Raw genomic sequence first — 15,300 nt, 5'->3', positions numbered from 1 at the left:
TACTATGTACTAAATACTATGTAATTAATTCCCTACAACCACCTTAGCGTGCCTGATCAGCTTGTCATTCAGATAATATCCCGGTTCTACCATATCTATCACTTTACCCTTCATCTTAGGGCTCGGTGCTGGTATTTCGGTAATAGCTTCATGCAGGTCTGCATTAAATTCTTCATTTACCGCTTCCATAGCCTTCAACCCCTTGTTCTGCAACACAGTACGCAGCTTATTGAAAACCAACGATACCCCTTCTTTCATTGCAGCTACATCGGTCGCTTTTTCTATCTGCTTCTCAGCACGACCCATATCATCAAGCACTACAAGCAAAGACTGCACGATCTCTTTACCCGCCAATTGTGTCATTTCAATACGCTCCTTAGCACTCCTCCTTCTGAAGTTATCAAACTCAGCTATCAATCTCAGGTGTTTGTCCTTCACCTCATCCAGCTCAGCCTGTATCTTAGCTACCTCTTCATCATTTCCTTCACTCAACGGGTCATTACCATGGCGGCTGTCGTCAGTATTCAGCACATTGCCTAATACTTCTTCCATATCTTCATTGTGTGCCAAGTTGTCGCCACTGTTATTAGTAGTATCTTTTATATTATTACTCATAGACTTCTTTTTTTTGAAAAACATAATGCATATATACCCGACAATAATTTTGCCAAACCAATAAATGGGACAAAATGTCGGAGTTAACAATCAATTTCTGCCGTAAGAGGAAGATGTTTAAAGTGCGGGCAGACTTACAGATATTTTTGTACCCACATTTACCTCTGAGGATACACTTATCTCGCCCTTTAGTTTTTCTACATTCTGCTTCAGTATATACAATCCCAGGCCCGTACCCCGGTTGTCATTTGATGTCACAAAAAACATCTGGAAGATCTTTTCAAAATTCTCTTTTTCAATGCCTACACCGTTATCCTCTACCTCAATCACCACATTACCTTCTATTCTGTTGGCCCGCACCACCAGCCACCTATCTGTCTTATTCGGGTCGCTATACTTTATGGCGTTCGACACCAAATTGTTCAATATCATTTTCAACCTCAGCTCGTCACATTGAATAGTAGTAATATTTACTTCTTTCCTTATCTCCATTTGCTGCGCCAGCTCGGTATACTTATTATTATTAACCACGTCATCTACAACCGTTGCCAGACTCACTTCCTTCACCACCAGCGATGAGCGCTTATTCCTGAAAAAATCAATGATCTCTTTGATAAATGCATCCTGTTTGTCTATCAGGCCATCTATCATTACCAGGTAGTCCTTTACACCATCAGGGTTGGGCTCCTGATGCGCTATGTACACCAGCCCCTTTATAGAAGTAATAGGTGCGCGCAGATCATGAGACAAGCTATAAACAAACGTATCCAATTCTTTACTGGCATTTAGCAGCTCAATATTTTTTTCACCTAATAGTCTATTAGATTCGTCCAGCTTACTCATCATACTAACAACGTAATAAGTAAGGCTACCTAAAATAACACATATGAAAAGAATATTTGCCACTAAAAGCAGACTACTTATAGCACGCGATTTACTACCCAAAACACCCGAAAATGCATGCTCCTTTTCCGAAAGCACTGACGAGAGCGCATTGATCATCCGCACACTGTTCTCTTTTTCCTCCATCGTAAGCGGCCTGTTACCGATCTTGGTGTGCATATCGTTAGCCAGTTGCACCAATTGTACATTCAGACTATCCGCATCTCTCCATATAGCTATTGGTTCTTCCATAAACCATGTATGCTGAAACGTGCGGAACATCCATATCATACCTGCCACATCATCAGGGTGGTTACGCGCGGCCAAAAAGCCCCTGGCTATCACACTATCATCACTGCCGGCCTTTAGATTCACCCTTGCTATTCTATCTCCTATCGGAACACTTATGGATTTGTTGAATTGATGCCAGTATGCCTCATCTCGCAGATCAATATAGGCAGTGAGAAAAAATGAAGCATCCTTCTGCCCTTTAGAATATTCCGATTCTCCATTCACATACGCTCTCACATCCGACAGGATAGTTATAGTGTAATAATTAATGCCTATGAGCAATATAGACGAGAATAATGCAAAGAGGAACACATTCCCTTTTTTCCGGGTATGACTTTTTTCATTAGTGTCTATAGGGCTTATCATAGAATCGATTCAATTTGTTAATGAATTGCAACTAAGATAAAAGTAATCGACAAAAACTATATTTCAAACAATTTATCTCATTTTACAGTTAATAAACTATTGATTGTCTGCAAATACCGGGCATCGAGACTGCGTAATCGCTTTTATGGCCTATTTAATATAATTTTGCCGCGCCTTCCATTCGAATGCTTTCCAGTAAATGATCAAACTAAGTGTAGCCATTATTACCTTTAATGAAGAAGAAAACATCGGCAGATGTCTGGCTTCCCTCAAAGATGTGGCTGATGAGATCATAGTGGTAGACAGTAATTCTACAGATAAAACCGCTGAAATTGCCCGCAGCTATGGTGCCACGGTTATCCTCAATCCCTTCGAAGGCTATGGACAGCAAAAGAACCTGGCAACAGACAGTGCTGCTAATGACTGGGTACTCTCTTTAGATGCTGATGAAGAACTGGCACCCGAAATAACGAAGAGTATACTACAGGTTAAAGAGCACCAGCAATATAATGTTTACGAAATAGCCCGCTTCACCAACTATTGCGGCCAGTGGATAAAACACAGCGGCTGGTACCCAGATAAGCAAACGCGCCTTTACAACCGCACCAAAGGTCGCTGGATTGAAAAGAAAGTACACGAATACTGGGATCTCTTTGAAGAAGGTAAAAAAGGATTACTCAAAGGCGACCTCCTCCATTACAGCTACACCTCGCTCGAAGATCATTTAAGTAAAATAGACCGCTACTCCGAACTATCTGCACTAGATGCTGTAGCACGGGGTAAAAAGGCATCATTACTCACCATCATCTTCTCACCCTTCTGGCATTTTTTCAATGAATATTTCATAAAGTTGGGCTTCCTCGATGGCTTTCATGGCTACACCATATGTAAGCTCTCCGCCTACGCCACCTTCAGCAAATACACCAAGATCAGGATGTTCAGTAAAATGCAGAAGTAGGAACAATTGTTTCTCAAACCATCGCGTTACGTGTCATGACCCCGTTAGGTGGTCACCGCTTTGTAGCAATCCATAAACCTTATTCTCACCCGCGAGCCGTAGGTTCGCGCCCAATCGTAACCGTTACTTCTTTTGAATGTGTATTCGGTATTAGCCGGATAATTTTATGCGTCAACAGTTTGCGTTCTCTACTACAACGCCTGGCATTTGCACTCTTTGCGTGCTATGCGTCTAACTTGAAATATACCAAAACGAAGAAAGGCATCCTGTTACCGGAATGCCTTTCAATATACTTTCTGAAATCAGAATTAAGCGATTTCAACCTCAGCACCAGCTTCTTTCAGCTTAGATGCGATATCTTCAGCTTCGCCCTTGCTAACGCCTTCCTTTACATTCTTAGGAGCGCCATCAACTAATTCCTTAGCTTCCTTCAAACCAAGACCTGTAAGATCCTTAACTATCTTAACAACGTTAAGCTTAGAAGCGCCTGCGCTCTTCAATACTACGTTGAAAGCAGTCTTCTCAGCAGCAGCTGCTGGAGCATCTCCACCACCTGCAGACATTACAACTGCAGCAGCAGCTGGCTCAATGCCGTAATCAGATTTCAAGATGTTAGCTAATTCCTGTACGTCTTTTACAGTCAATGCTACTAATTGTTCGGCTAATGCTTTTACGTCTGCCATTTTGTATGATTTTTAAATTTTTGTTTTTTAATTAATGTTGTTAATGTACTCGTACTCTTTGTAACTTATATATTGGACTTGGAAGCCTATACTAATGTGGCAATTCGGCAATTCGACAATTTGTCAATGCTCCATTGCACTTCTTGATAACCGATAATTTTCACAAAACGCAATTGTCAAATTGCCGAATTGCCAAATTGTCGAATTATTCAGCAGATGCTTCTGCCGGAGCAGCAGCTTCTTCTGTCGCGCCTGCTGCGCCTTCGTGATGGTGCAACAATGCAGCCAATACACGCTTTGCAGGAGACTGGAGCAAGCCAAGAACTTCGCCGATAAGTTCGTTCTTCGTCTTGATCTTCGTAAGGTTTGCCAGTTCGTTATCACCTGTAAATACATCCGAACCTATCAAAGCAGCTTTAAGTACTGGCTTTTCTTTGTTCGTCTTACGGAATGAAGAAAGGATCAGTGCCGGCTCCTTTGGAGAGTCAGAGAACATAAGTGCGGTAACACCATGTAATGACTGGTAAATGTCTGCGTATTTCTCATCATTAAAGCTTTCAAGAGCTTTCTTGATGAGGCTATTCTTTGCAACCTTTATTTCTACATTCTTTTCGAAACACAGGCGACGCAGCTTTGAGATCTGGTCTACCGTCAGTGATTCGGTATTGGTGATGTAAAAGTTGTCGTACTGAGCAAATTTTTCTTTCAGTGCAACTATAGCTTCATTCTTTTGAGCTGGTGTCATTTTGTTAATGTGTTAATTTGAAAAGGTGGAAATGTGAAATAGATTTCAGCTCTCCGGCTTTCAAAATGTTTAACGATTATTTTTCCATTTGTGTCATTGGCAAATTTTCACATTTGCACATTTTCACATTGCTTATTAGCCTACAGACTTAGTATCAATAGAAAGTCCCGGGCTCATTGTTGCTGCCATGCTGATACCCTTTAAGTAAGTACCCTTTGCAGTTGCCGGCTTCATACGGATAAGCGTATTGATCAGTTCCTGTGCATTTTCAGCAATTTTCTCCGGAGCAAAAGAGATACGGCCTATAGACGCATGGATGATACCAGCCTTGTCTATCTTGAACGCTATCTTACCGCCCTTTACTTCATTTACTGCATTAGCTACATCGTTCGTAACTGTACCTGTCTTTGGGTTAGGCATCAAATTACGTGGTCCGAGTATCTTACCCAGCTTACCTATCTTAGGCATTACAGATGGAGTAGCAACTACTACATCTATATCAGTCCAGCCCTGCTCTATCTTCTGTACGAATTCGTCCAGACCTACAAAGTCAGCACCCGCTGCTCTTGCTTCCGCTTCCTTGTCAGGAGTACAAAGCACCAATACGCGCTTTGTTTTACCTGTACCATGAGGAAGGCTTACAGTACCACGGATCGCCTGGTCTGCTTTCTTAGGATCAACGCCTAAACGGATATGTACGTCTACTGAGCTATCGAACTTAGTAACGTTTATTGACTTAACAAGAGCAGATGCTTCAGTAAGTGAATATGTTTTATTTTTTTCAAGTTTAGCTTCTACAGCTTTTCTTTTCTTTGTGATTGCCATTGCATCAAAAATTTAATAAGGTGGATAATTAAGCCCAGGGTGCTGTACCTTCTACAGTGAAGCCCATGCTACGTGCTGTACCTGCTACCATGCTCATTGCACTGTGCAGAGTAAAACAATTAAGATCAGCCATTTTGTCCTTGGCTATTTCTTCTACCTGTGCCCAGGTTACCTTACCAACTTTTATCCTGTTTGGCTCCTTAGAACCATGAGGCTGCTTAGCAAGTTCCATCAGCTGCACTGCTGCAGGTGGTGTCTTAATCACGAAGTCGAAAGACTTGTCTGTGTAAACTGTAAGTGTTACAGGAAGTATTTTTCCTATTTTGTCCTGGGTGCGAGCGTTGAACTGCTTGCAAAACTCCATAATGTTGACGCCTTTAGAACCTAGCGCCGGACCGATTGGCGGTGCGGGATTAGCCTGGCCGCCTTTTACCTGTAGCTTTACAAAGCCACTGATTTCTTTAGCCATTTTTTAATTTTTGGTGTTAACGAATTGATTTATTCTCTTGTTACAGAGAGTTACAACTCTTCCAAATGCAAACTTATAATAAGAGCAATATTAGAATTGGAGTGCAAATGTAGGGAAATAAAAAATACAAAACTCAAAAAGATGAAAAATTTATTTATTGATAGTTATCCAAATTTGCTTTTCCTATGTGTATTCAATACAGAAACTATGGTAATGTTATCCATGTGAACGTGATAGACAACAAGGAAAGGGAATTTCTTCAATTTAATGCACCTCAAACCTGCTTTCCTATTTCTGGCTATATATTTATAGTATTGCGGATTAGTAATTAATTTGCTGTATGAAGCATTCAGGTCTGCCAAAAATTTTGTTCCTAAAGAAACACTCTTATTATCATAGTAGTCAGTAGCTGATATAGTTTCCAGTTCAGCCTCTATGCTGACAATAAAATTATAAGCCATTTTTAGACCTGTGATTATTTATCCGCTTCATCGATTCCTCCAAAGTATATCCTTTCGATTCACCTGATAAATATCTTTCTAACCGCTCTTCCAACATACTAATAGTCTCTTCTTCAAATACATACTCCTTCTCAGAAAAATCATTTTTCAGGAACGCAAGAAGGGCCATGGCTTTTTTGCCATCTGCATGGTCAATATATTCGTGTAATTGTTCCTTAACTGCTGCGATTGTCATAATACCACGTTATAGATAATACAAAGTTATTTGATTTCGGCATCGTATCAAAACCATGCCCCCCAAACAACTTAAATCCTCAATACCAGTCTATTATTACAGTAGAGTACTACCATTTCAGATATTTTTTCTAATTTTATCTTCCCAATCCCCCGATGAACAAGATATTTTTAACACTACTGTTTTCTATAACCGCCGTTATCCGCTTATCAGCGCAGGATAAAGGTAAAGTTGCTGTGCACAGCGACCCCAGGCTGGCATTGCTTATGAGCAAATCCAAACCTGTAGAAAGGCCCGAAATGCCTAAACCACCTCCCGTAAGAAAAGAAACCGCAAAAAGATCTGAAGCCAGAATTCCAACTTCAAGAATGGAAGAAGTGCGTAAAGAAGCTAATGAATTTGCAGCGGAACGAAATGCCGGCGCAAGAACCAAGTCGAGTGTTGAAGAATTAAGAGCTATGAGAAGGGCCGGCGTAAGAGGATCCACTATAGGTTCAGGCTACCGCGGCACAGGTTTCAGGGTGCAGATATATAACGGGCCCAATCGGAATGAGGCACTGCGCATTAAAGCAGAGTTCATGCGTAACTACCCCGGTATACAAACCTACTTCTCTTTCTCATCGCCCCATTATCGCGTAAAAGCAGGTAATTTCCGCAGGCGCGAAGATGCTGTAAGTCTCTTTCGCGAAGCCAACGATACTTATACCCCTTGCATGATCGTTCCCGATGTGCTGGGCTCAAATTAAAACAACATGATAGATCAGATTCGCGCGAAGGCGCTGGAGTATTTCCCTCAGGTACAAGCTATACGTCATCATATTCACGCCCACCCCGAACTATCTTTTAAAGAATACAATACCTCGGCATATGTAGCCACAAAGCTCACAGAGTGGGGCATTCCACATACCACCGGTGTTGCAGATACCGGCATACTGGCTATCATAGAAGGTAAGAACCCCGGCAAAAAATGTATTGCCCTCCGCGCCGAATTAGACGCACTTCCTATACAAGAAGCAAACGATATTGAATACCGATCTCAGAACAATGGCATCATGCACGCCTGCGGACATGATGTACACACCAGCTGTCTGCTGGGCGCTGCACGCATCTTATTCGATATGCGTCACGAATGGGAAGGAACAATAAAACTCATCATCCAGCCCGGCGAAGAAAAACACCCGGGCGGAGCGAGCTTAATGATAAAGGCAGGCGTATTGGAAAATCCTAAGCCCGAAGCAATTCTTGCACTCCACGTATATCCACACCTGCCGGTAGGGCAGGTAGGTTTCCGTGCGGGCCAGTACATGGCAAGTGCCGATGAAGTATATATAACGATCCACGGTAGAGGCGGTCACGCGGCATTACCACATCAAACTATCGACCCTATCGCCATCGCGGCTCAGGTAATAACAGGCCTGCAGCAGGTCATTTCCCGCAAGGGAAATCCACTCATCCCGTCAGTACTTACCTTTGGCAGCATACAGGGTGGCTTTGCTACCAATGTCATTCCCGACAAGGTAGAGATACTCGGCACCTTCCGTACCATGAATGAAGACTGGCGCTACCAGGCACATAAATGGATAAAGGATTTTACAGAACAAACATGTGCCTCTTATGGCGCAACTGCAGATGTAGACATACCCGTTGGCTATCCATCACTATTCAATGATCCCGAACTGACCGCAAAAGCAATCGGTTGGGCTAATGAATTTATGGGCGAAGAAAATGTACGCCCATTAGATATGCGTATGGCCGGCGAAGACTTCAGCTTCTACACCCACCAGGTTCCGGGCTGCTTCTTCCGCATCGGCACCAGCAACAATGGCCAATTCACCGCCCCCGTCCACAATGCCCATTTCAACATTGACGAAAACGCTATGAAAATAGGTATGGGTATGATGGCCTGGCTGGGATTGAATGCGTTGAAATAATAGTTGACCACTATGGAAATACGATCAACTTTTACATGGAACATACTCTACCCCCTATTCAACTTTGGGGGACTAACCGCCTTACTATGTGTAATGGTTGTAGATTATGTCAATAGCCCCGACCACAGGGTATTACCAGTGGTCATATTTGCTGCCTCTATAACCATAGCATGCATTATACTTTTTTGGCTACCACTCAAGAGAAAGGCGGTGAAAATTGTAATTAGCGATGATACGATTATCGTTAGTTCTTTCTTAGGCATTGGCCCGAAACATGAATTCCTACTATCAGCCTTTACAGGGTTTGTTTATTTCGATGATAATTACCAAAACTACTCTTTTCAGCGGCTATACTTGCTTATTAATCAGCAAAAAGTGGTAGGGCTTTCAGGATTCTATCACAAAAACTACAATGAACTGAAGCAAACGCTTTCCCAAAAAGTACCTGATCACGGAGTAACCATTTACAACTTTTCAGATGAATTGATAGACGCGTTCCTCTAAATATTTGAACTAAATAAGAGGTTTCTCGCCGATGTCGGTCTGAAGACCGACATCCGACGGGCCGGTTCTCTTTGAGCCCCACTAACTATACGCTCCAGCGAAAATGCATATATCTGACCCGAACAGCCCCCAAAAAAAAGAACCATCTTCATGTCATGATGCCGTAGGTATCAGATGTCAATAGCAAACGCAACTTCTTTGAGAACGATGCCGAAGGTATCGGATGTTTTCAGTCCCTGGCAGTTCTCCGATGACATCCCCATGTTAGGCCTATCCCTTACCCAAATTCATAGACTGCATTTGAATTGAGTAGGAACAATATTGAGTAGCAACTTGAGAGCTGCATTACACACTCTCCTCCTTTTGAAGGAGGAGTACCCGGATATTTCGGCATTTTCTGCCGAAATATCCGGGGGAGGTGGTTATCTGCATGTTACGAGAGCCATAAACCATGCATTTCAATACAAAATTTGGGTTAGCGATAGTTGCTCGTAGAAAAGGGCGACATAAATAGCGAGGGATTTCAACCCTTCGTAACAAAATGCAATCAGAGGCTAGCCCCGTAAGCCAGCCTGCCGGTAGGCTGGGGCAAAATACCTATTTAACTAAAACAGAATTCTTCATCATACAGTTGAAAATACAGAGCAAGAAATACGTTTAGCCTCAATACTCCACCACCCCACCCTCATAAATAGCACTCACTCTGCCATTAGTAAACACTAAATACTGAAACTTAGTGTATATCCACTTCTCCGTAGTTCCCTTCGCCGTTGTCGATTTTGATGTCCCCAATGGCATCCCCCAGGCCAACTCGCACATTGCCGGTGTCATACCCAACAACACTTTGCCATTATTTATAGCCTTGCCGTTCACAGGCCCATATTTTTTTAGTATTTCTTTCGCTGCAATTTTTGCTTTTTTTGCTTCCAGTGCATCAGAAATAGAATCCACAAGATGATGAATGTAGGCTTCTTCCTCTGCTATTGAATCGTCTACCCTTTTCTTCTCTTCTTGTTGTTTACGCACTATCTCATCCTTTTCAAACTGCACCTGCTTTTCTTGCTCCTCCTTTATCTCAAATCTATCATCTGCTATCTTCTTGTATAGCTGCAGCTCATTGGTATAATTGGTGCAGTCAAAAGTAGGGTCTGTATTTTTTATGTCCCGTATATGTCCCTCCCCGGAACCTACATTATAATACACATCCTTTCCTTCTATGATATAACTGTTCATCTGATCGAGCGATCCTTGCAGATACCTGATATTAGCCGCAAGAATGCGTTCCTGTATATTTTCATCCCGCACACCGTCCAGGTCGCGCTGGGCATAGCGCTGCTTCGCACACTGTAAACCATTCAGGCGAAATGTATCTACTTTATAAGGAAGCCCATGAATATAATTGAATTGGGCTTTCGAGCAGAAAGTGATGGAAAATGATATTAACAGAAAAAAGAAATGTTTCACGGTCAGGTTTGTTTTCAGGTTCAGAAATTCACTACAATAATAAAAAAATCTTTCAACTTCAAGTAACCCCTTCTAAACCCTTGATCCATCAGTTATTAGATCAAGATGTCCACATTTTTGTGAATATCTTTATTTTTCAACATCATTTTCCCGTATTAATTTGCACCGATTTAGGTGAAAACCATTGCGCTCTTTGACATTATGAACCCAATCAAATACATCACCCTACACGTAGGGGCTGAAAATCTTCAGCCCTACAGCAACCAACTCGTCCGTGACAGCATTCCTATATTTGATTTACCTAACCAGTGTGTAAACCTATTTAAGGACTAGGCAGAAAAAAAGTGGCAGAAAGTAGCAGAAAGTAGCAGTTTGTTAAAATCCCCTGAAACCCAAACCCACCAAGCACTTCAACCAAAAACCAATAACCAGAACTGCCACTTTCGTGAAAAACTGCCACTTTATATACACGATTAAATAATTCGCCTCTGGTAGAGATGCATAATTGCGTCTCCACACCGGACAGAACACAAAACGGCAGTAAACAAAAACAGTGACTATCTAACAAACGTGTAAACCAGTTTACGGCCAATGCACGTAGGGGCTGAAAATCTTCAGCCCTGCACTAACCGGAAAAAAGTGGAAGAAAGTGGAAGTTTTATGAAATTTGCTAAAATGACCTCAAATCCTTACCCACAGCACAATACAACCAAAAGCACCAAACCAAAACTTCCGCAAAAAAGAAAAAATTGCCACATTCAAAAACAAGCAAAAAAATAGACCATTGATCTCTCAACAGTCTACTATTTATCTCTGTACAAGATCCTCATTAAGCCATTGAGCAATTGCGCAATTCAACCATTAACATCTAATCTTTCCTCTTTATCGCCTCCAGCATAGCCGCATGTATATGACCATTGGTAGCCAGCGTTTCGCGCTCAAACACATTGTACGGATCGCCCTCAAAATTGGTCACCACACCACCGGCCTCCTGCACTATCAGGTATCCCGCGGCTACGTCCCAGCTACTGAGGTTATACTCCCAGAAACCATCAAAGCGACCGCATGCTACCCAACAAAGATCTATAGCTGCTGAACCCAGACGACGAATAGGCAGCCCCTCCATTACAAATCGTTCAAACACTTTTATAGGATGCTGCTCAGACTCCGGCCACTTATACGGAAAACCTGTTACCAGACATGCCTTCTTGAAATTTGTTTTGGTAGATACATGTATCGGCAACCCGTTAAGCGTAGCGCCCTTGCCTTTTTCAGCAAAGAACATCTCGTTCATCATAGGGTTGTAAACAGCACCCAGCAGCAGATCTTCTTTATACTTTAGTGCAATACTCACACAACAAATAGGAATGCCATGAGCAAAGTTTACAGTACCATCTATCGGGTCTATGATCCACTCGTAGTCCGATGGTTTAAGCAACTCACCTACTTCCTCGCTTATGATACTATGGTCAGGAAAATGCCTTCTGATAACCTCTATGATCTTGTCTTCCGACATCTGGTCAACTTCAGTTACAAGATTGTTGATGCCTTCCTTATTATCTACTTTAAAAGTACCATTGAAGTAAAACTGGATGATTTTTCCGGCTTCAGCTGTTGCTTGCAACAGCACATCTTTCATATCAGGCATGCGTTATAATTTTATTTCTTTACCCAAATAATAGTCAATCACTTTCAACTTGAAGATCAGATCATACTTTGCTATCACCATGTTCGATGCCGCATTGAACTGCGTCGACTGTGTCACCAGCAGATCCACCGTACTTGTCAATCCAAGGTCGTATCTCTTCCTTGCAAACTCCAGTGCACGGCTGGCGGCATCATTGGCTCTTCTGGCCGCATTATACTTTTGTATAGAATTCACTGCACTATTATGCGCCTTATATACATTCTGTTTCAGCGTCAGTTCTGCATTGTATTCATTCAGTCGCTGCGATTCCAGGTTCACTTTTGCCTGCTTTATGCTATACTGTGTTTGCCACCCATTAAATATAGGAATATTCAGGTTAAGAAATACCGAGTGGCGCAAATTGTTATCGAACTGGTTGTTGAACGGAATTGTTGTTGCGGTAGTTGTAGTTGTAAATGCAGGTTGATACACATTGTAAAAATGGTTATTGACACTGTCCACCGCTATCCCCGCCAATTGAAGACCATTAGGCGTAGCAGTATAGGCATAGCTCTGATAGTTACTCGCGTAGTTGGTTCCCAGTTGATAGCCTACAGATAATTGAGGATATATGCCCCCTCTGGCGGCCGCCAACCCTTTCTCGGCCGCACTTACTCTCAGCTTACTACCTTTTACAGACCCAAAATGACCTCTTGCCTTTTCATACACGTCTCCAGGTTGTAAGCTACTCATCATCAACTGCTCACCTACTTCCGCATCAGGCACCTGTATGGTAAATGGCTCGCCGAAGTCCAGGTTAAGCAATGCCTTAAGATCAAGAATTGCCGAATTATAACTCGCTATGGAATTAATAAGATTAGAACTATCAGTGGCGAGTTGTGATTCAAGCTGAGCTACATTAAGCTCAGGCAGTCTGCCTGCATCAGCAAACGCCTTTGTCTGTGCCAATTGGGCAATAGATACATCCACCTGGTTTTTACTGATGTTGATCTGCTCTTTCGCTAGTAATGCCACAAGAAACGCATTGGCCACATTTAGCGATACGTCGTCCTTCAACTGGTCAAGATCGGCCATGGCCGCTTCAAGACTATACTTGTTCTTAGCAATATTGTTGCGCACCTGTAACCCGCTAAACAGCATGGCACTTACCGTACCCGATGCACTCAGCGAATTGTAGCTACCCTCCACAAACTGGTTGGTAGTCGGGTTGATAGAACGACCAAAACTCTTACCATAAGATCCCGAGGCACTCACTGCCGGTATTTGCGACAACTGGCTCTGTAATACAGTATACCTCGCCAGTCTTGCATTCAGTGAATCCTGCTTTATGGATATGTTATGCGAGATAGCATATTGTATACAACGTTGCAGGCTCCATACACTGCCTTCCTGCGCCTGGGCCTGTAGGTGCAGCAGTAAAAAAACAAACAGTAATGCCTTAAACGATCGCATACGACAAAAGTAAATGAATTATGGCCTGATACAAAAACCCTTTACAATATTTTAAAATTAAAAACAATACGGCAGAAATTACCGGTGGCACGATAGCTTCATAGCTTATATTTACATCAATATCGATCATGAAAAAGATAAAACTCAAAGACATAGATACAAGAGCCCCTAAATCTCTTGACAAGCAGGAAACCAAAGAAGAACTAGCCAAAATACTGGAAGGTCTTGACGAACTCCAAAACCTCCTTTATGCCGAAGGAAAACATAGCATACTGGTCATTATACAAGGCATGGACGCTAGCGGTAAAGACGGCCTCACCCGCGATGTATTTACCAGCATGAACCCACAAGGGGTAAATGTATACTCATTTAAAGAGCCCACACAACATGAACTTGCTCACGATTTCCTCTGGCGGGTGCATCAGAATACCCCTGCAAAAGGTATGGTGCAGATCTTTAACCGATCTCATTACGAAGACGTATTGGTAACCCGCGTGCATGGCATGATAGATGATAAGACCGCCAGGCAAAGAATGCAGGCCATTAACAACTTCGAACAACTGCTTACCGAACACAATGATACCCACATCCTTAAGTTCTATCTCCATATCTCCCCCGAAGAACAAAAGAAGCGACTCGAAGAGAGATTGAGCGAGCCATCTAAAATGTGGAAGTACAATGCCAATGACTTTAAGGAAGCCAAGTTGTGGGATAACTACATGGGTTATTATGAAGAGATCTTCGACAAATGCAGCGACATTCCCTGGCATATTATACCCGCCGACCAGAATTGGTATAAGTCATATCTGGTGGCTCAAAAGCTGGAAGAATTGCTGAAAAGTCTGAAAATGAAATACCCGGGGATGAAAAAATGAGGTTATTGTATTAAATTTCCGCAATTATTTCTATCGTTACCCATGGCAAAGTATCTCTTCATTGTTTTCCTGGCAGTCTTATGCAGCAGCTTCAACCTTTGTGAAAAGAAGGTAAAGGTAGATGGCAAGGTAAGCCGCGTATATATTTACCCCGATTGCGACGATACCTCTACCTATCTGAAACAACGTTTCCAGGCCAACCACGTAGTTGAGTACCTTTACATTAACAGCAGGCTGCAATACAAGCGTATATTAGATAAGACCGAATCATGGATAGTTAATGAATATAGCTATGATGCCTATGGCAAGCATGAAGTACACATCAACGACACCTTTAAAGCCAACATCCCCGATAAGATCTTTACCATTAACGATTCCTGCTCGCTGAACATTGAGTACTTTAATGATGGTGGATACCACATTTGCACATACGGCTATAACAGGAAGAGAGAATGCCAGCACCCCGATGTATATGCCTCTACAATAGTGTTTGAGCGGGCGTACATAGGCAAGATGATGGGACACCTCCAGGTCATTTGCGATACTAATTCAGTCACGGATGCATTTACAAATGAGGAGCTGGTAAAGATCGTTCACCGCGAACGCCAATCAGGATTATGGCACACCTATAACGCCAATGACTACATTATAGACAGCACCACTTACGACCCTATGAGAGAGAAGTAAATTATATCGACTATCCTGCAAAGCGTTGTCAAACATGCCATTGTGCAGTTCGCTCAATGTCATTGACTTAAGCAAATGAGCAAGCTCTGAAAGAGCGACATAAATAGCGAGGGGTTTCAACCCCTCGTACAGAAATACCGCCAAATACTAGCCCTGTAAGGGCGACATAATTATTTAAGCCAACAACAAATCCTTAAGTTAATCACATT

17 protein-coding genes are annotated in these 15,300 nt (G+C 42.4%); 6 read left to right on the top strand and 11 right to left on the bottom strand.

Annotation, left to right across the window (positions count from 1 at the left end; all coding sequences use genetic code 11):
* Window positions 1–24: 24 nt before the first annotated feature.
* Both CJD36_RS14135 and CJD36_RS14130 read right to left on the bottom strand, forming a co-directional pair.
* A complete protein-coding gene (locus CJD36_RS14135) occupies window positions 25–615 on the bottom strand; it encodes a nucleotide exchange factor GrpE (protein WP_240609349.1) in 591 nt (196 codons plus the stop codon).
* A gap of 117 nt (window positions 616–732) precedes the next feature.
* Window positions 733–2,154 (bottom strand): sensor histidine kinase, encoded by a 1,422-nt coding sequence (locus tag CJD36_RS14130; RefSeq protein WP_105039829.1) that lies wholly within the window; start codon window positions 2,152–2,154, stop codon window positions 733–735.
* Between the two features lie 199 nt (window positions 2,155–2,353).
* On the opposite strand from CJD36_RS14130, the gene CJD36_RS14125 reads away from it, so the two are divergent.
* A complete protein-coding gene (locus CJD36_RS14125; protein ID WP_105039828.1) occupies window positions 2,354–3,112 on the top strand; it encodes a glycosyltransferase family 2 protein in 759 nt (252 codons plus the stop codon).
* Window positions 3,113–3,420: 308 nt separating this feature from the next.
* On the opposite strand, the gene rplL is transcribed toward CJD36_RS14125, so the two are convergent.
* The 6 genes from rplL to CJD36_RS14095 form a co-directional block, all read right to left on the bottom strand.
* Complete coding sequence (rplL, locus tag CJD36_RS14120; protein ID WP_105039827.1) at window positions 3,421–3,795, bottom strand: 50S ribosomal protein L7/L12; 375 nt, start codon at window positions 3,793–3,795, stop codon at window positions 3,421–3,423.
* A 205-nt stretch (window positions 3,796–4,000) separates the two neighbouring features.
* Window positions 4,001–4,540 (bottom strand): 50S ribosomal protein L10, encoded by a 540-nt coding sequence (rplJ, locus tag CJD36_RS14115; protein ID WP_105039826.1) that lies wholly within the window; start codon window positions 4,538–4,540, stop codon window positions 4,001–4,003.
* 135 nt (window positions 4,541–4,675) lie between these two features.
* Window positions 4,676–5,365, bottom strand: coding sequence for a 50S ribosomal protein L1 (gene rplA, locus CJD36_RS14110; RefSeq protein ID WP_105039825.1), 690 nt, complete (start codon window positions 5,363–5,365; stop codon window positions 4,676–4,678).
* A gap of 28 nt (window positions 5,366–5,393) precedes the next feature.
* Complete coding sequence (gene rplK / locus CJD36_RS14105; RefSeq protein WP_105039824.1) at window positions 5,394–5,834, bottom strand: 50S ribosomal protein L11; 441 nt, start codon at window positions 5,832–5,834, stop codon at window positions 5,394–5,396.
* A gap of 164 nt (window positions 5,835–5,998) precedes the next feature.
* Window positions 5,999–6,295: a type II toxin-antitoxin system RelE/ParE family toxin gene (locus CJD36_RS14100; RefSeq protein WP_105039823.1), complete on the bottom strand. Its 297-nt coding sequence runs from the start codon at window positions 6,293–6,295 to the stop codon at window positions 5,999–6,001.
* Window positions 6,285–6,530, bottom strand: a complete 246-nt coding sequence (locus tag CJD36_RS14095) for a hypothetical protein (protein WP_105039822.1) — start codon at window positions 6,528–6,530, stop codon at window positions 6,285–6,287. Before CJD36_RS14095 ends, CJD36_RS14100 begins: the two co-directional genes overlap by 11 nt.
* Window positions 6,531–6,685: 155 nt before the next feature.
* On the opposite strand from CJD36_RS14095, the gene CJD36_RS14090 reads away from it, so the two are divergent.
* The 3 genes from CJD36_RS14090 to CJD36_RS14080 are packed head-to-tail and all read left to right on the top strand — an operon-like array spanning window position 6,686 to window position 8,965.
* On the top strand, window positions 6,686–7,276 hold the full coding sequence (locus tag CJD36_RS14090; protein WP_105039821.1) for an SPOR domain-containing protein: 591 nt from the start codon (window positions 6,686–6,688) through the stop codon (window positions 7,274–7,276).
* A 6-nt stretch (window positions 7,277–7,282) separates the two neighbouring features.
* Window positions 7,283–8,461: a M20 metallopeptidase family protein gene (locus CJD36_RS14085; protein ID WP_105039820.1), complete on the top strand. Its 1,179-nt coding sequence runs from the start codon at window positions 7,283–7,285 to the stop codon at window positions 8,459–8,461.
* A gap of 12 nt (window positions 8,462–8,473) precedes the next feature.
* A complete protein-coding gene (locus CJD36_RS14080; protein WP_133162651.1) occupies window positions 8,474–8,965 on the top strand; it encodes a hypothetical protein in 492 nt (163 codons plus the stop codon).
* 663 nt (window positions 8,966–9,628) lie between these two features.
* Here the strand turns inward: CJD36_RS14080 and CJD36_RS14075 are convergent.
* From CJD36_RS14075 to CJD36_RS14060, 3 genes are all read right to left on the bottom strand, one after another.
* The gene (locus CJD36_RS14075) at window positions 9,629–10,429 is read right to left on the bottom strand and encodes a hypothetical protein (RefSeq protein WP_105039818.1); all 801 of its coding nucleotides are present in this window, start codon (window positions 10,427–10,429) and stop codon (window positions 9,629–9,631) included.
* Window positions 10,430–11,297: 868 nt separating this feature from the next.
* Window positions 11,298–12,077 (bottom strand): inositol monophosphatase family protein, encoded by a 780-nt coding sequence (locus CJD36_RS14065; RefSeq protein ID WP_240609348.1) that lies wholly within the window; start codon window positions 12,075–12,077, stop codon window positions 11,298–11,300.
* A 3-nt stretch (window positions 12,078–12,080) separates the two neighbouring features.
* A complete protein-coding gene (locus tag CJD36_RS14060) occupies window positions 12,081–13,529 on the bottom strand; it encodes a TolC family protein (protein WP_105039816.1) in 1,449 nt (482 codons plus the stop codon).
* A gap of 128 nt (window positions 13,530–13,657) precedes the next feature.
* Between CJD36_RS14060 and CJD36_RS14055 the strand changes: the two genes are divergently transcribed.
* Both CJD36_RS14055 and CJD36_RS14050 read left to right on the top strand, forming a co-directional pair.
* The gene (locus CJD36_RS14055) at window positions 13,658–14,404 is read left to right on the top strand and encodes a PPK2 family polyphosphate kinase (protein WP_105039815.1); all 747 of its coding nucleotides are present in this window, start codon (window positions 13,658–13,660) and stop codon (window positions 14,402–14,404) included.
* 42 nt (window positions 14,405–14,446) lie between these two features.
* Window positions 14,447–15,091, top strand: a complete 645-nt coding sequence (locus CJD36_RS14050) for a hypothetical protein (RefSeq protein WP_105039814.1) — start codon at window positions 14,447–14,449, stop codon at window positions 15,089–15,091.
* Window positions 15,092–15,300 lie beyond the last annotated feature (209 nt).

Source organism: Flavipsychrobacter stenotrophus (assembly GCF_002954265.1).
Classification (GTDB): Bacteria; Bacteroidota; Bacteroidia; order Chitinophagales; family Chitinophagaceae; genus Flavipsychrobacter; species Flavipsychrobacter stenotrophus.
Note: the sequence above shows the minus strand (reverse complement) of the source record. Positions and strands in the feature narration are given on the sequence as shown.